Consider the following 15532-nt stretch of genomic DNA (forward strand, 5'->3'; position numbering starts at 1 on the left):
GTCAGGCGTGGTGAGTGGTGTTCAGGCGGCTCAGTGCCCGCTTCAGGACGGCCTCGGCCAGTCGTGACTTGGGTTGCGGGGGCTGGGCGTCGCGGTCGATGGCGTTGCCGTCTTTCCAGAGCAGCACGGCGGCGTTGTCGTCGGCGCCGAAGCCGAGCCCGGCCTGGGAAACGTCGTTGGCCACCACCATGTCGAGTTGCTTGCGCGTCAGCTTGTCGCGGCCGTAACGCTCGAGGTCGCGCGTCTCGGCGGCGAAGCCGATGACGAAGGGGCGGTCGTCCCGGGCGGCGATGCGGGCAATGATATCGGGATTCTTGACCAGACGCAGGGTCATGGCGTCTTCGTCGTCACGCTTCTTGAGCTTGTGCTCGGCCGGGGCTTCGGCGCGGTAGTCGGCCACGGCGGCGCAGCCGATGAAGAGATCGCAATCGTAGGCGAGACGTTCGGCGGCCGCCAGCATGTCGTCGGCGCTTTCCACGTCGTGCCGGGTCACGCCGTGCGGCGTGGCCAGTGCCACCGGGCCGCTGATCAGGTGTACCTCGGCGCCCAGGGCCGCGGCGGCAGTGGCCAGCGCGTAGCCCATCTTGCCGGAGCTGTGGTTGGAGAGATAGCGAACCGGGTCGAGGGCCTCGCGGGTCGGCCCGGCGGTGATCACTACCTTCAGCCCCTCGGCGGGGCGCTCCACCGCTCCGGACAGGCCGGCCATGATGTCCTCCGGTTCGAGCATGCGGCCAGGTCCCACGTCGCCGCAGGCCTGGTCGCCGCTGTCGGGGCCGAGCAGCTGCCAGCCGTCTTCGGCGAGCCGGTGGGCGTTGCGCGCGGTGGCGGGGTGACTCCACATGGCCTGGTTCATGGCCGGCGCCATGAACTTTTCGGCGTGGCTGGCCAGGCACAGGGTGGTGAGCAGGTCGTCCGCGTGACCATGGGCCAGGCGTGCCATCAGGTCGGCCGTGGCGGGCGCGATCAGGATGCGATCGGCCCAGCGGGCCAGTTCGATGTGGCCCATGCCGGCCTCGGCTTCTGGATCGAGCAGCGAGGTACGCACTGCTTCGCCGGTCAGGGCCTGGAGCGTCAAGGGCGCGATGAAGGCCTGGGCGCCTTCGGTCATGACCACGCGAACCTCGAAGCCCGCCTGCTTGAGCAGGCGCGCCAGGTGCGCGCTCTTGTAGGCGGCGATACCGGCGCCGATCCCGAGCAGGATGCGTTTTCCGGGCAATGTTCCGGGCAATGCAGACATGGCGGTGTCCAAGCGTGAATCCGGTCGTCTACCTTACCACTCGCGGTGTGGCTTGCGTAGCCGGCCTGCGTGGACGCCTCGTGGCGACTACACTGGGTGGCGAAGGGATGCCGTGAAGGGGCAGGGGCGGCGTGCATGGCCAGAGCGCTGGACATGCATGGGAGGCAAGGATGTCGATTCGCGATTGGCCGGAGGGCGAGCGCCCTCGGGAAAAACTCTTGGCGCTGGGCTCGGAGGCGCTTTCCGATGCCGAGTTGTTGGCGATCTTTCTGCGCGTCGGGGTGCCGGGACGCTCCGCCGTGGATCTGGCGCGGGACACGCTGTCGGTCTTCGGTGGTCTGCGTCCCCTGCTGGAGGCCGATGAACGGGCCTTTTGCGCCGGGCACGGGCTGGGGCAGGCCAAGTACGTGCAGTTGCAGGCGGTGCTGGAACTGGCGCGACGCCACTTGGCCAGTCGGCTAGACCGCGAGGCGGCCTTGACCTCGCCGGGGCTGGTCCGCGACTACCTGACGTCGCGTCTGCGCCACCTCGGGCATGAGGAGTTCGCCGCGCTGTTCCTCGACAGCCAGCACCGGGTGATTCGCTACGAGTCGCTGTTCCGGGGAACGCTGGACAGCGCCTCGGTTTATCCCCGCGAAGTGGCGCGTCGCGCCCTGGAACTGGGGGCGGGGGCACTGATCTTCGCGCACAACCATCCTTCCGGGGTGGCCGAGCCGAGTGACGCCGACCGGCGCATCACCGAGCGGCTCAGGCAGGCGCTTGAGCTGTTCGAGGTCCGGGTGCTGGATCACTTCGTGGTGGGAGATGGAGAAGTGGTGTCATTTGCCGAGCGTGGCCTGCTATAATCTCGTCTCTCGCTTGTCTGGCCCGGCCAACTCTGGTATAAAGTGCAGCCTTTGAATTCCCTTGGGTCAAATGACACGGGTCGTCCCGGTTTGCCCGACAGGTTTTGAACACTCAGGTTAATACCCTGGCCAAGCGGTTGGAGGCTCTCATGTCCAAAGTATGTCAGGTTACCGGCAAGCGCCCGGTGACTGGTCACAACGTATCTCACTCTCAGCGCAAGACCCCGCGTCGTTTTGTGCCGAACCTGCACACCCATCGCTTCTGGGTGGAAGCCGAGAAGCGCTTCGTCAAGCTGCGCGTTTCCACCAAGGGTATGCGCATCATCGACAAGAAGGGTATCGACGCGGTGCTCAGCGATATCCGTAAGCGCGGCGAGACTGTTTAAGACACTCCAGCGCCCGATCCATGAGGGAGAAGAGTCATGCGTGACAAGATCAGAATGGTGTCCAGCGCCGGTACCGGCCACTTCTACACCACCGACAAGAACAAGCGGAACACTCCGGACAAGCTCGAAATGAAGAAGTTCGATCCGGTGGCCCGCAAGCGCGTCATCTACAAGGAAGCCAAGATCAAGTGATCGCGATGCCGGTGCGCTGACGCGCTCGGCATCCTGGCCGTCGGCCCCGCCCGCGAAAGCGCGCCGGGTCGCTCGATGGCTTCCTTCCGCAGGTTAGAGCCTGTCCGCCCGAACCCGGCCCGATGGTCGGGTTCTTGCGTATGTCGTCCCGCTGCTGGATATCCCGCCATGCCCGAGCTTCCCGAGGTCGAAACCACCCGACGCGGCATTGCCCCGCATGTCGAGGCGCGCGAGATCCGCGAGGTGATCGTGCGCCAGTCGCGCCTGCGCCACCCAGTGCCCGAGGATCTCGCCGACCGTCTGGTGGGCGCGCGCCTGGGTCGGCTGGATCGTCGCGCCAAGTATCTGCTGATGCCGGTGGTCGGCGAGCGGGGCGGAACCCTGCTGTGCCACTTGGGCATGTCCGGCAGCCTGCGCATCGCACGGCTGGGCGAGTTGCCCAAGAAGCACGATCATGTCGACCTGGTGCTCGACGATGGGGCTATCCTGCGCTATCACGATCCGCGTCGCTTCGGCTTCATCGATTGGCTGGACGGCGATGTCGAGCAGGACCGTCGGTTGGCGAAGCTGGGGCCGGAGCCGCTCTCGGAGGCCTTCGATGGCGAGCGGCTTTATGCGATGTCCCGGAAGCGACGGCTGGCGGTCAAGCCTTTCCTGATGGACAACGCCGTGGTGGTTGGCGTCGGCAACATCTACGCCGCCGAGGCCCTGTTCCTGGCCGGCATCGATCCGCGCCGCGAGGCGGGGCGCATCTCGCGAGAGCGCTATACGCGCCTGGCCGATGCCATCCGCGAGGTGCTGGCTGCGGCCATCACCCAGGGAGGCACGACGCTGCGCGACTTCGTCAGTGGCACCGGCGAGCCGGGGTATTTCGCCCAGCGGCTCAATGTCTATGGCCGCGACGGCGAACCCTGTCGGCGCTGCGGCGCCGAACTGCGCCTGGTGACCCTGGGGCAGCGCGCCAGTGTCTTCTGTGCCGAGTGCCAACGTTGACTCGGATGGTGTCCGCTTCGCCCAATTCCTATTTCCAATCACGAGATTTCCGATGACCGCCCTACGCTCCCTGCGCCTCAAGAAGAACGCCGACCGTCGACTGAAAGCCGGTCATCTCTGGCTGTATTCCAACGAGATCGATATCGCTGCTACGCCGCTCAAGGACTTCGCGCCGGGCGAGCAGGCGGTGGTGGAAGCGGCGAACGGCAAGGCCATGGGTGTGGCCTATGTCAACGCCCATTCGCTGATCTGCGCGCGTCTGGTGTCCCGCGATGCCGGGACCGTCCTCGACCGTTCGCTGCTGGTGCATCGCCTCAACCAGGCGTTGTCCCTGCGCCAGCGCCTGTTCGCCAAGCCGTTCTATCGCCTGGTGCATGGCGAAGGCGATCTGCTGCCGGGGCTGGTGATCGACCGTTTCGACGATGTCCTGGTGGTACAGCTCAATACCGCCGGTATGGAAGCGGTACGCGAGCCGTTGCTCGATGCCCTGGACAAGGTGCTGTCGCCGCGGGCGGTGGTGCTGCGTCATGACACCAGCGGACGCCGCATGGAAGGACTCGAGGGGGGCGTCGAGGTGCTCGGTGGCGAACCGCCCGAGAGCGTCGAACTGGAAGAGAACGGCGTGCGTTTCGTCGCGCCGGTGCTGGACGGTCAGAAAACCGGCTGGTTCTTCGATCATCGTGCCAACCGGGCCTGGCTCAACGGACTGGTGGCCGGCAAGCGGGTGCTGGACCTGTTCAGCTATGTCGGCGGCTGGGGCGTGCAGGCGGCTGCACACGGCGCCAGCGAGGTGCTGTGTGTCGATGCCAGCGAGCGGGCGCTGCAGGGCGTGGCCGAGAACGCCGAACTGAACGGGCTCCAGGAGCGCGTCGCGGTGGGTGAGGGAGATGCCTTCGAGGCGCTGGCCGCCCTCAAGGCCGACGACGAGCGCTTCGACGTGGTGATCCTCGACCCGCCGGCCTTCATCAAGAAACGCAAGGACACGGCCGCCGGAGAGCGCGCCTATGGCCGACTCAATCGGGAAGCGATGCGCCTGCTGGGGCGTGATGGCCTGCTGGTCTCGGCCTCCTGCTCCATGCACCTGGGCATGGACCGGCTCACGGACGTGGTACGCGGCGCAGCCCGTCACCAGGATCGCCATGGCCAGGTGATCTTCCAGGGGCATCAGGGGCCGGACCATCCAGTGCATCCCGCGATTCCCGAGACGTCTTATCTGAAGGCGCTGGGGGTGCGGGTTTTCCGCGACTAGCCCCGGTAAAAGGTACCTTCGCTCGTCGACTTTTCAGACAGTGCTTGGGGCCTGTGAAAAGTGCCTGGACTCGTCGATGGTGCCGAGGAGTGCTCATCATGAGGAAGGTCGCGTCGTGAAGGATTTCGACTTCGTTTGCGTCTTCGCACATACGAATCCACTGCTGGTCAGCCATGTGGCCAACCTGCTCGAGTCGGTCGGCATCCCGGTGGAGCGTCGCAACATGACGCTGAGCGGTGCCTCGGGGGAGCTGCCGCCTGTGGAGTGTGAGCCCGAGGTGTGGGTGGCGCCGCATAATCGTGCCCGGGCCGAGGCACTGATTCGCGAGACCGAGAAGGACGAGGCGCGTCCCGGCTGGGTCTGCCCCGGCTGTGGCGAAGCGCTCGAAGGCGTCTTCGACCGCTGCTGGAACTGTGGTCGCGATCGGTCATAATGTCGCCGCCAGCCTGGACCTCGAATCCGCCAAGCGACAGGGAGCATGCCGTCATGTCCTGGGATCTGCCCGAGCCCTTCATCATCGACCTCGAAGTCGAGCCGTCGAGCATCGACGATTATGGCCACGCCAACAACGCCGAGTACCTGCGCTGGGTGGAACGCATCAGTTGGCGCCATTCGGAGCACCTGGGGCTCAGCCTGGCGCGTTACCGCGAGCTGGATCGCGCCATGGCCGTTCATCGTCATGAACTCGATTACCTGGCGCCGGCCTTCGAAGGCGACAGGTTGCAACTGGCCACCTGGATCGTCGATTGCGACGAGCGTCTGACGCTCACGCGCCGCTTCCAGCTCAGGCAGTGCGAGGGCGGCCCGACGTTGTTGCGCGCGCGCACGCGCTTCGCCTGCATCGAGCTTTCCAGTGGCCGCCCTCGGCGCCTCCCGGACGAATTCCGGCGTTGCTACGGGGCGGCCTTGATCAGCGAGTGATCGACGAGCGGAAGTCTTTCTGTTTGCTTTTCTTTTGGCAGTCGTATTTTCGATGTCGATGGCTTGTTTTCCGAATATTTTTTGTTTTTCTTGCGTGATCTCTGCGTGTATGCACTGTTGTGCTGTAATGAAGTAAATCCGCCGTCATCCACAGTTCATGCATCGGAGGAATCTCATGAAGATCGCCGTGCCGAAGGAAATCAAGAACCATGAGTATCGCGTTGCCCTGACCCCCAGTGGGGCTCGTGAGCTGGTCGGGCGTGGTCATGATGTCATCGTCCAGACCGCCGCCGGCGAGGGCGCGGGCTTCAGCGACGCCGACTTCGAAGCGGCCGGCGCTCGCCTGGAAGCCGATGTGGCCAAGCTGTGGGGCGACGCCGAACTGATCCTCAAGGTCAAGGAGCCCCAGGCCGAGGAAGTTGCCAGGCTGTCTGCCGGGCAGACGCTGTTCACCTATCTGCACCTGGCGGCCGAGCAAACGCTGACCAAGGGGCTGCTCGATAGCGGTGCCACCTGTATCGCCTACGAGACTATCACCGCCGCCGAGGGTGGCCTGCCACTACTGGCGCCGATGAGCACCGTGGCGGGTCGCATGGCCGTCCAGGCCGGCGCACACAGCCTCGAGAAGGCCCAGGGCGGTGCGGGTATCCTGCTGCCGGGGGTGCCGGGCGTGGCGCCGGCCAGAGTCACGGTCATCGGCGGTGGCGTGGTTGGCGAGAATGCCGCCCGCATGGCCCTGGGGCTGGGCGCCGAGGTGACGGTGCTGGACAAGTCCATTCCGCGCCTCGAGACCCTGGATGATCGTTATCAGGGCCGCATGAAGACGGTTTTCTCCACGGCCGATGCGCTCGAAGAGGCGGTCCGCGAGTCGGACCTGATCATCGGCGCCGTGCTGGTGCCGGGAGCCGCCGCGCCCAAGCTGATCACGCGGGAGATGCTGTCCGACATGAAGCCCGGCAGCGTGCTGGTGGACGTGGCCATCGACCAGGGCGGCTGCTTCGAGACCAGCAGGCCCACCACCCATGCCGAACCGACCTATGTGGTGGATGGCGTGGTGCACTACTGCGTGGCCAACATGCCCGGCGCGGTGGCCCGGACCTCCACCCAGGCACTGACCAACGCCACTCTGCCGTTCGTGCTGTCGCTTGCCGACAAGGGCTGGCAGAAGGCGCTGGCCGACGACGACCACTTCGCCGCGGGGCTCAATGTCCACGACGGCAAGCTCACCTACCGTGCCGTGGCCGAAGCCTTCGGGCTGGAGTATGTGGAAGCCGCTACCCTGATTGGCTGAGGGGGCCGACTCGTCGACGAAAGGCCAGGGCTACCGCGTGGAGTCCTGGCCTTTTCTCGATCTGAGGTTGGTCTCTCTCTGGCGATGACTGCGATGCCTCGTCAGGGTGATCCTGACGAGGGGCGCCGGCTTGTCGACGGATCAGCCCCGGGTAGATACTACTCTCTGCGCTAGCCCTGCGACTTGTTCCCGGCAGGTCGCCTTGACCGGGGCCTCGCGTTACCATGGCGGGCATTCCAGAGTCAGCAGAGTCCCGCTTTCATGACTGCAGCATCCGACAAGACCCGTGTGCTCACGGGCATCACCACCACCGGTACTCCCCACCTGGGCAACTATGTCGGCGCCATCAAGCCGGCCATCGCGGCGAGCCAGGACCCGAGTGTCCAGTCCTACTATTTCCTCGCCGATCTGCATGCCCTGATCAAGAGCCATGATCCCAAGCGGGTCCAGCAGTCGCGCCTGGAGATCGCCGCCACCTGGCTGGCCCTGGGGCTGGATACCGACAACGCCATCTTCTACCGGCAGTCGGACATTCCCGAGATTCCCGAACTGACCTGGATGCTGTCCTGCGTCTGCGCCAAGGGCCTGATGAATCGTGCCCATGCCTACAAGGCGGCCGTGGCCGATAACGAGACGGCCGGCCATCCGGACCCGGACAAGGGCGTGACCATGGGACTGTTCGGCTACCCGGTGCTGATGGCCGCCGACATCCTGATGTTCAACGCCCAACGCGTGCCGGTGGGGCGCGACCAGATCCAGCACATCGAGATGGCGCGCGACATGGCCGGCCGCTTCAATCACCTCTTCAAGGGCCAGTACTTTACCTTGCCCGATGCGGTGGTCGACGAGCGGGTCGAGGTCCTGGGCGGGCTTGATGGACGCAAGATGTCCAAGAGCTACGACAACACCATCCCGCTGTTCGTCTCCGAGAAGAAACTGCTCAAGCTGGTGCGCAAGATCAAGACCAACTCGCTGGAGCCCGGCGAGCCCAAGGACCCGGATAGCTGCACGCTGTTCCAGATCTACTCGGCCTTCGCCACTCAGGAAGAGACGGCCGAGATGCGCACCGAGTATGAGAACGGGATCGGCTGGGGCGAGGCCAAGAACCGGGTCTTCGAATACCTCAACGCGCAGTTGAGCGAGCCGAGGGAGCGTTATCAGGCATTGCTGGAAGATCCCGCCCACATCGAGGAGGTGCTGCGCCAAGGGGCCGATCGCGCCCGTGCCGAGGCCGCGCCTTTCATGGATCAATTGCGTCAGGCGGTGGGGCTGGGGCGCTTCGTCTGATTCGTCACGTGCACCCTGCATGATGTGCCGGCCTCCATGGTCGGCGCGTCGACGTGGTAGAGTAGCGCCCAAGTCGCCACAGAGCGTCACGGCCCGGATTCCAGAGACAGCAGAGACGAACCGATGACCAGAGAAGCCAAGCGCCCCCTCTATATCCCCTACGCCGGGCCCCCCTTGCTCGAAATGCCGTTGCTCAACAAGGGGAGTGCCTTTACCCGCGAGGAACGCCTCGAGTTCAACCTGATCGGCCTGTTGCCACAGAACGTCGAGACCATCGAAGAGCAGGTGGAGCGGGCCTATCGTCAGTATCGCCAGTGCCAGAACGACCTGGACCGGCACATCTATCTGCGTGCCATCCAGGATGACAACGAGACGCTCTACTTCCGCCTGGTTTCCGAACATCTCGAGGAGATGCTGCCGATCATCTACACCCCTACGGTGGGGCAGGCCTGCGAAGAGTTCTCGAATATCTATCGCAACCACCGCGGCCTGTTCATTTCCTATCCCGATCGGGATCGCATGGACGACATCCTGCGCAGCGCCACCAAGGACCGGGTCAAGGTGATCGTGGTCACCGACGGCGAGCGTATCCTGGGGCTGGGTGACCAGGGCATCGGCGGTATGGGTATTCCCATCGGCAAGTTGTCCCTGTACACCGCCTGCGGTGGTATCAGTCCGGCGAATACGCTGCCGATCACGCTCGACGTGGGGACCAACAACCAGGCGCTGCTCGATGACCCGATGTACATGGGCTGGCGGCATCCGCGTGTCTCCCAGGAAGAGTACGATGCCTTCATGGCGGAGTTCATTGCCGCGGTGAAGCGCCGTTGGCCTCAGGTGCTGCTACAGTTCGAGGACTTCGCCCAGGCCAATGCCATGCCGCTGCTCGAGCGCTACCGCAATGAGCTTTGCTGCTTCAACGACGATGTTCAGGGTACCGCTGCGGTTTGCGTGGGCACCTTGCTGGCGGCCTGCAAGGCCAGAGGCGAGGGCGTGGCCGATCAGCGCGTGGTGTTTGTCGGCGCGGGCTCCGCCGGTTGCGGCATCGCCGAGCAGGTCGTGGTCGCCATGCAAGAAGAGGGGCTTTCGGAGCAACAGGCTCGGGAGCGTATCTTCATGGTCGACCGTGAAGGTCTTGTCACCGCTGACCAGGGATGGCTGCGCGACTTCCAGCGTCGACTGGCCCAGGAGCCCTCGCTGGTCGACGACTGGGATGGTCAGTCGCTGCTCGAGGTGGTCAAGCAGGTGCGCCCTACGGTGTTGCTCGGTGTGTGTGGCCAGAAGGGCCTGTTCACCGAGGAGGTGATCCGCACCATGCACGCCGGCTGCGCCTCGCCTCTGGTGATGCCGCTCTCCAATCCGACCTCACGCGCCGAAGCGCTGCCGGAGGATGTGATCCGCTGGACCGACGGCGAGGCCATGGTGGCTACCGGTAGCCCCTTCGCGCCGGTGGAGCATCAGGGTCGCCAGTATCCCATCGCGCAGTGCAACAATGCCTACATCTTCCCGGGTATCGGACTCGGCGTGGTGGCGGCGGGTGCTAGCCGGGTCACTGACGGCATGCTGATGGCGGCTTCCCGCGCGCTAGCAGTCGAGGCGCCGGTGGCCAAGACCGGTGAAGGTGCGGTGTTGCCCGCGCTGTCGGATATCCGTGAGCTGTCCAAGGCGATCGCTTTCGAAGTGGCGCTGGAGGCGCAGCGTGAGGACGTCGCGCTGAAGAGTGACGAGCAGGCGATCCGTGACTCCATCGAGCGTCATTTCTGGTATCCGGAGTATCGGGATTATCGGCGCCGTTCGTTCTGACGAGCCACGAGTTTCGAGATGCGAGCAGCGAGCTTGAAAGTGCCAGGGCCGGGAATAGGCTTTCGCTCGTATCTCGTATCTCGTATCTCGTATCTCGTATCTCGTATCTCGTAGCTCGTAGCTCGTAGCTCGTAGCTCGTAGCTCGTAGCTCGTAGCTCGTAGCTCGTAACTCGTAGCCCGCCGACAAGAAGCCCCCGCCGGTTCCTCACCGGCGGGGGCTTTTGCGTCATGCGGGGCGAGTGACGGCGATCAGGCCGCGCCGATCATCTTGCGCAGTACGTAGTGCAGGATGCCGCCGTGGAGGTAGTACTCCAGCTCGTTGGCGGTATCGATGCGGCACAGAGCTTCAATGCGCTTCTCGCCCTTGGGACTGGCAATGGTCACCTCGACCTTGCCACCCGGGGTCAGCTCCGAGAGTCCGGAGATCGAGATCCGTTCATCGCCGATCAGCCCCAGGGTCTCGCGGGTGTCGCCTTCGGTGAACTGCAGCGGTACCACGCCCATGCCGATCAGGTTGGAGCGGTGGATGCGCTCGAAGGACTCGGCCAGCACGGCGCGCACGCCGAGCAATCGGGTGCCTTTGGCGGCCCAGTCGCGCGAGGAGCCGGTACCGTACTCCTTGCCGGCGATCACCACCAGCGGGGTGCCTTCCTGCTGGTACTTCATGGCCGCGTCGTAGATGGACATCTGTTCGCCGGATGGCACGTGGCGGGTCTCGCCGCCGACCACGCCGTCGAGCATCTCGTTTCTGATGCGCACGTTGGCGAAGGTGCCGCGCATCATGATCTCGTGGTTACCGCGGCGTGAGCCGTAGGAGTTGAAGTCCACCGGCTTGACGCCGCGTTCCTGGAGGTAACGACCGGCGGGGCTGTCGGGCTTGATGGCGCCGGCCGGCGAGATGTGGTCGGTGGTCACCGAGTCGCCGAGCAGGGCCAGGATGTGGGCACCCTCGACATCCTCAGTGGCGGCGGGTTCGCGCCCCATGCCCTCGAAGAAGGGCGGATGCTGGATGTAGGTCGAGTCATCGGACCACTGGTAGACCTGACTCTCGGGCACATCGATGGCTTTCCAGACGTCGTCGCCGTCGAAGACCTCGGCGTATTCCTTGCGGAACATCTCGGTCTTGACCTTCTCCACCGCCTCGGCGATCTCCGCCTGGCTGGGCCAGATGTCCTTGAGATACACCGGTTGGCCATCGTCGCCGGTGCCAAGCGGATCGTTGGCGATGTCCTTGCGCACGTTGCCAGCCAGGGCATAGGCCACTACCAGGGGAGGAGAGGCCAGCCAGTTGGTCTTGACCAGCGGATGTACCCGGCCCTCGAAGTTGCGGTTGCCCGAGAGCACCGAGGCCACGGTCAGGTCACCCTCTTCGACGGCCTTCTCGATGGCTTCAGGGAGTGGCCCGGAGTTGCCGATGCAGGTGGTGCAACCGTAACCCACCAGGTTGAAGCCCAGCTCGTTCAGGTCATTCTGTACGCCGCCGGCGGCGAGGTAGTCGGTCACCACCTTGGAGCCGGGAGCCAGCGAGGTCTTGACCCAGGGCTTGGTCTTGAGGCCGCGGGCCAGGGCGTTACGCGCCAGCAGGCCGGCAGCCATCATCACGCTGGGGTTGGAGGTGTTGGTGCAGGAGGTGATGGCAGCGATCACCACGGCGCCGGGATCGAGCCGGAAGGCCTCGCCTTCCATGTCGACCTCCTGGCTGTCGTGATGCTCGTAGCTTTCCTCGACGCCCACGGCGGTCTGGCCACCTTCGGAGAACAGGCGGCCTTTCTCGGTGGCCGACAATGGTTTGCCGTCGTCTTCCATCACCTTGGCGAAGGCCGTTGGCATGTCCTTGAGGGCGACGCGGTCCTGGGGACGCTTGGGGCCAGCCAGGCTGGACTCCACTTCGTCCATGTCGAGGTGCAGGGTGTCGCTGAAGATCGGCTCGTGGCCGGGTTCGCGCCACAGGCCCTGGGCCTTGCAGTAGGCTTCGACCAGCTCGACCTGGGCGTCTTCGCGGCCGGTTAGCCGGAGATAGTTGAGCGTCTCGTCATCGACCGGGAAGAAACCGCAGGTGGCACCATACTCGGGGGCCATGTTGGCGATGGTGGCGCGGTCGGCCAGTGGCAGGTCGGCGAGGCCATCGCCGTAGAACTCGACGAACTTGCCGACCACGCCGCGCTCGCGCAGCATCTGGGTCACCGTCAGCACCAGGTCGGTGGCGGTGATGCCCTCGCGGAGCTTGCCGGTGAGCTTGAAGCCGACGACCTCGGGAATCAGCATCGACACCGGCTGGCCGAGCATGGCAGCCTCGGCCTCGATGCCGCCTACGCCCCAGCCGAGCACGCCCAGGCCGTTGATCATGGTGGTGTGGGAGTCGGTGCCGACCAGGGTGTCGGGGTAGGCGAAGGTCTTGCCGTCTTCCTCCTTGGTCCACACCGTCTTGCCTAGGTATTCGAGATTGACCTGGTGACAGATGCCGGTGCCCGGCGGTACCACCCGGAAGTTGTCGAAGGCCTGCTGACCCCAGCGCAGGAACTCGTAGCGCTCGCGGTTGCGTTCCATCTCGATGGCCACGTTGTCGCGGAACGCGGTGGGGTTGCCGAACTTGTCGACCATCACCGAGTGGTCGATGACCAGGTCGACGGGCGATAGCGGATTGATGCGCGAGGGATCCTCGCCGAGACTCTCGACGGCGGCACGCATGGAGGCGAGGTCGACCACACCGGGCACACCGGTGAAGTCTTGCATCAGGACCCTGGCCGGGCGGTAGCCGATTTCGTGATCGGACGAGGCATCCTGCTGCCAGTCGACCAGTGATTGCATGTCCTCGCGGGCGACGCTGGGGTTGTCGGCGAAGCGCAATTGGTTCTCGAGCAGGATCTTGAGCGTCATCGGCAGGCGGTCGATGTCGCCAAGGGCTTCGGCGGCTTTCGGCAGGCTGTAATAGTGGTAGGTGGTGCCGGCGGCCTCGAAGGTCTGCAAGGTATCCGGTGTGGACTCGGTGCTCATTGCTATCCTCCTGTCACGGGGAGTGTCGAACCATCCTGGGTTCATGTTCTTACATGGTCATGATAGAAGCGCTTTTCAACCACTGCGCTCTGGGATTGGGCTTGATAACGAGGCGTGTCGTCCCCACATGCAGTAGGCGACATCATGCCTGGAGAAGCCGTGCACGAGGACGCATTGGAGAGTCGATCGGTCCGTTGTCCCTATTGCGACACGCCCTTCGCGCTACAGGTCGATGCCTCCCAGGGAAGTCACGCGACCTGGGAGGATTGCCCGCGCTGCTGCGCCCCCATCCAGCTACGCATCGAGGTATCCCCGATCAGTGGTGAACTGGAGTCGGTGACCCTGGGGCGGGATGACGACGTATTGTAGGGTGGCCATCTGGTGCAACCCTGTTGTGCACGGCACAATAGGTCGCGGCTATTTGCGCCATAGTGTCGAGCGAATGGTTCGACGGTGGTGGCTGGCCTAGTGTGGTATCCCATTTTTTCATCATCGATGACATTTCAACGACTGCAAGGAGACACCATGAGCGTACTGGTTGGACGTCAAGCGCCTGAATTCGAAGCCGCTGCCGTCCTCGGCAATGGCGAGATCGTCGAGAACTTCAAGCTTTCCGACAGCAACGGCAAGTTGCGCGTGCTGTTCTTCTGGCCGCTGGACTTCACCTTCGTCTGCCCCTCCGAGATCATCGCCCACGACAACCGTCTGGCGCAGTTCAAGGAGCTCGGCGTCGAGGTGATCGGCGTATCCATCGACTCCCAGTTCACCCACCATGCCTGGCGCAAGACGTCCCCGGAGAAGGGCGGCATTGGCGAGGTCGGCTTCCCGATCGTGGCTGACGTCAAGCATGAGGTCACCAACGCCTTCGGCATCGAGCATCCGGATGCCGGCGTGGCCATGCGCGCCTCTTTCCTGATCGACGAAGACGGCATCGTCCAGCACCAGGTCGTCAACAACCTGCCGCTGGGCCGCAACGTCGACGAGATGCTGCGCATGGTCAAGGCTCTCAAGTTCCACCAGCAGCATGGCGACGTCTGCCCGGCTGGCTGGGATGAAGGCCAGGAAGGCATGAAGGACACCGCCGAGGGTGTCGCCAAGTATCTGGGCACCCACGCCGAAGCGCTCTAAGCGCTTCCGGGCGAGTCCGGGGGTGGCCTGAGGGCCACCCCTGTACCGGCCCGCCCCGCAGTGGCCTGCGTCATGCCGATGGGGCATCGGCATCGCCTAGTCCGTTGCGTTACCCATTGCCAGAGTTGCGAGGTATCCCATGAGCGAAGCGCGCCACGAACGCCTGATTATCCTTGGTTCCGGGCCGGCCGGTTACACGGCGGCCGTCTATGCGGCCCGGGCCAATCTCAAGCCGTTGTTGATCACCGGCATCCAGGCCGGCGGTCAGTTGACCACCACCACCGATGTGGACAACTGGCCCGGCGACGACATCGGGGTCCAGGGCCCGGAGTTGATGGAGCGCATGAAGCGGCATGCCGAGCGCTTCGAGACCGAGGTACTGTTCGATCATGTCCAGGAGGTCGAGTTGCGTGAGCGTCCCTTCACGCTCAAGGGCGACAACGGCACCTACACCTGCGATGCGCTGATCATTGCCACGGGTGCCAGTGCCCGCTATCTGGGCCTGGAATCCGAGACCCGCTTCATGGGGCAGGGCGTTTCGGCCTGCGCTACCTGCGATGGTTTCTTCTATCGCAACCAGGATGTCGTGGTGGTTGGTGGCGGCAATACCGCCGTCGAGGAAGCGCTGTACCTTTCCAACATCGCGTCCAAGGTGACGCTGGTGCATCGCCGTGACAGCCTGCGCGCCGAGAAGATTCTCCAGGACAAGCTGTTCGACAAGGTCGAGAACGGCAACATCGAAGTGATCTGGAATCACACTCTCGATGAGGTGCTGGGCGACAATACCGGCGTGACCGGGGCCCGGCTCAAGTCCACCGAGGATGGCAGTACCCGCGAGCTCGATGCACCGGGCGTGTTCATCGCCATCGGTCATAGCCCCAACACCGGCATCTTCGAAGGCCAGCTGGACATGGCCGGCGGCTATATCAAGGTTCAGTCGGGGCTCGAGGGCAACGCCACCGCCACCAGCGTGCCCGGTGTCTTTGCCGCCGGTGACGTCATGGACCACGTCTATCGCCAGGCCGTGACCTCCGCGGGCAGCGGCTGCATGGCGGCCTTGGATGCCGAGCGGTATCTAGACGAGCTTTGACTCGAGATGCGAGATGCGAACCCCGACTTATACTGCTGGCTCGTAGCTCGTAGCTCGTAGCTCGTAGCTCGTAGCTCGTAGCTCGTAGCTCGTAGCTCGTAGCTCGTAGCTCGTA

At 64.5% G+C, this 15532-nt stretch carries 15 protein-coding genes; 13 read left to right on the forward strand and 2 right to left on the reverse strand.

Features of this window, described 5'->3' with window-relative positions; genetic code table 11:
• Position 1: 1 nt before the first annotated feature.
• Entirely contained in the window at positions 2-1237 is a 1236-nt protein-coding gene (coaBC, locus tag FZZ93_RS16180) for a bifunctional phosphopantothenoylcysteine decarboxylase/phosphopantothenate--cysteine ligase CoaBC (protein WP_149323336.1), read from the reverse strand.
• A 170-nt stretch (positions 1238-1407) separates the two neighbouring features.
• Between coaBC and radC the strand changes: the two genes are divergently transcribed.
• The 10 genes from radC to FZZ93_RS16230 all read left to right on the forward strand — a co-directional run bounded on the left by radC (position 1408) and on the right by FZZ93_RS16230 (position 10204).
• Positions 1408-2082 (forward strand): RadC family protein, encoded by a 675-nt coding sequence (radC, locus tag FZZ93_RS16185; RefSeq protein ID WP_149323337.1) that lies wholly within the window; start codon positions 1408-1410, stop codon positions 2080-2082.
• A 149-nt stretch (positions 2083-2231) separates the two neighbouring features.
• Positions 2232-2468, forward strand: coding sequence for a 50S ribosomal protein L28 (rpmB, locus tag FZZ93_RS16190; RefSeq protein ID WP_013333581.1), 237 nt, complete (start codon positions 2232-2234; stop codon positions 2466-2468).
• A 36-nt stretch (positions 2469-2504) separates the two neighbouring features.
• Complete coding sequence (gene rpmG / locus FZZ93_RS16195; RefSeq protein ID WP_013333580.1) at positions 2505-2660, forward strand: 50S ribosomal protein L33; 156 nt, start codon at positions 2505-2507, stop codon at positions 2658-2660.
• 168 nt (positions 2661-2828) lie between these two features.
• Positions 2829-3653, forward strand: coding sequence for a bifunctional DNA-formamidopyrimidine glycosylase/DNA-(apurinic or apyrimidinic site) lyase (mutM, locus tag FZZ93_RS16200; protein ID WP_149323338.1), 825 nt, complete (start codon positions 2829-2831; stop codon positions 3651-3653).
• 52 nt (positions 3654-3705) lie between these two features.
• On the forward strand, positions 3706-4902 hold the full coding sequence (locus FZZ93_RS16205; RefSeq protein WP_149323339.1) for a class I SAM-dependent rRNA methyltransferase: 1197 nt from the start codon (positions 3706-3708) through the stop codon (positions 4900-4902).
• A 115-nt stretch (positions 4903-5017) separates the two neighbouring features.
• Entirely contained in the window at positions 5018-5335 is a 318-nt protein-coding gene (locus tag FZZ93_RS16210; protein WP_149323340.1) for a putative signal transducing protein, read from the forward strand.
• Between the two features lie 53 nt (positions 5336-5388).
• Positions 5389-5823, forward strand: coding sequence for an acyl-CoA thioesterase (locus FZZ93_RS16215; protein WP_149323341.1), 435 nt, complete (start codon positions 5389-5391; stop codon positions 5821-5823).
• A 175-nt stretch (positions 5824-5998) separates the two neighbouring features.
• Positions 5999-7114 carry an alanine dehydrogenase gene (gene ald / locus FZZ93_RS16220; protein ID WP_149323342.1) on the forward strand — a complete coding sequence of 372 codons (1116 nt, stop codon included), beginning with the start codon at positions 5999-6001 and terminating at the stop codon, positions 7112-7114.
• A 261-nt stretch (positions 7115-7375) separates the two neighbouring features.
• Positions 7376-8401 carry a tryptophan--tRNA ligase gene (locus FZZ93_RS16225; RefSeq protein WP_149323343.1) on the forward strand — a complete coding sequence of 342 codons (1026 nt, stop codon included), beginning with the start codon at positions 7376-7378 and terminating at the stop codon, positions 8399-8401.
• Between the two features lie 123 nt (positions 8402-8524).
• The gene (locus tag FZZ93_RS16230; RefSeq protein ID WP_149323344.1) at positions 8525-10204 is read left to right on the forward strand and encodes an NAD-dependent malic enzyme; all 1680 of its coding nucleotides are present in this window, start codon (positions 8525-8527) and stop codon (positions 10202-10204) included.
• Positions 10205-10454: 250 nt separating this feature from the next.
• On the opposite strand, the gene acnA is transcribed toward FZZ93_RS16230, so the two are convergent.
• Positions 10455-13199, reverse strand: coding sequence for an aconitate hydratase AcnA (acnA, locus tag FZZ93_RS16235; RefSeq protein ID WP_149323345.1), 2745 nt, complete (start codon positions 13197-13199; stop codon positions 10455-10457).
• A gap of 159 nt (positions 13200-13358) precedes the next feature.
• Here acnA and FZZ93_RS16240 point away from each other — a divergent pair, with 159 nt between their 5' ends.
• The 3 genes from FZZ93_RS16240 (at position 13359) to trxB (ending at position 15417) form a co-directional block, all read left to right on the forward strand.
• Positions 13359-13568 (forward strand): zinc ribbon domain-containing protein, encoded by a 210-nt coding sequence (locus tag FZZ93_RS16240; RefSeq protein ID WP_149323350.1) that lies wholly within the window; start codon positions 13359-13361, stop codon positions 13566-13568.
• A gap of 156 nt (positions 13569-13724) precedes the next feature.
• Positions 13725-14327, forward strand: a complete 603-nt coding sequence (locus tag FZZ93_RS16245; protein ID WP_149323346.1) for a peroxiredoxin — start codon at positions 13725-13727, stop codon at positions 14325-14327.
• Between the two features lie 139 nt (positions 14328-14466).
• Positions 14467-15417, forward strand: coding sequence for a thioredoxin-disulfide reductase (trxB, locus tag FZZ93_RS16250; protein ID WP_149323347.1), 951 nt, complete (start codon positions 14467-14469; stop codon positions 15415-15417).
• Positions 15418-15532 lie beyond the last annotated feature (115 nt).

It is taken from the genome of Halomonas eurihalina, from assembly GCF_008274785.1.
GTDB classification, from domain to species: domain Bacteria; phylum Pseudomonadota; class Gammaproteobacteria; order Pseudomonadales; family Halomonadaceae; genus Halomonas; species Halomonas eurihalina.

Coding starts and splice junctions, on each gene's coding strand:
- coaBC (WP_149323336.1), bottom strand. CDS start 1,237: ATGTCTGCATTGCCCGGAACATTGCCCGGAAAACGCATCCTGCTCGGG.
- radC (WP_149323337.1), top strand. CDS start 1,408: ATGTCGATTCGCGATTGGCCGGAGGGCGAGCGCCCTCGGGAAAAACTC.
- rpmB (WP_013333581.1), top strand. CDS start 2,232: ATGTCCAAAGTATGTCAGGTTACCGGCAAGCGCCCGGTGACTGGTCAC.
- rpmG (WP_013333580.1), top strand. CDS start 2,505: ATGCGTGACAAGATCAGAATGGTGTCCAGCGCCGGTACCGGCCACTTC.
- mutM (WP_149323338.1), top strand. CDS start 2,829: ATGCCCGAGCTTCCCGAGGTCGAAACCACCCGACGCGGCATTGCCCCG.
- FZZ93_RS16205 (WP_149323339.1), top strand. CDS start 3,706: ATGACCGCCCTACGCTCCCTGCGCCTCAAGAAGAACGCCGACCGTCGA.
- FZZ93_RS16215 (WP_149323341.1), top strand. CDS start 5,389: ATGTCCTGGGATCTGCCCGAGCCCTTCATCATCGACCTCGAAGTCGAG.
- ald (WP_149323342.1), top strand. CDS start 5,999: ATGAAGATCGCCGTGCCGAAGGAAATCAAGAACCATGAGTATCGCGTT.
- FZZ93_RS16225 (WP_149323343.1), top strand. CDS start 7,376: ATGACTGCAGCATCCGACAAGACCCGTGTGCTCACGGGCATCACCACC.
- FZZ93_RS16230 (WP_149323344.1), top strand. CDS start 8,525: ATGACCAGAGAAGCCAAGCGCCCCCTCTATATCCCCTACGCCGGGCCC.
- acnA (WP_149323345.1), bottom strand. CDS start 13,199: ATGAGCACCGAGTCCACACCGGATACCTTGCAGACCTTCGAGGCCGCC.
- FZZ93_RS16245 (WP_149323346.1), top strand. CDS start 13,725: ATGAGCGTACTGGTTGGACGTCAAGCGCCTGAATTCGAAGCCGCTGCC.
- trxB (WP_149323347.1), top strand. CDS start 14,467: ATGAGCGAAGCGCGCCACGAACGCCTGATTATCCTTGGTTCCGGGCCG.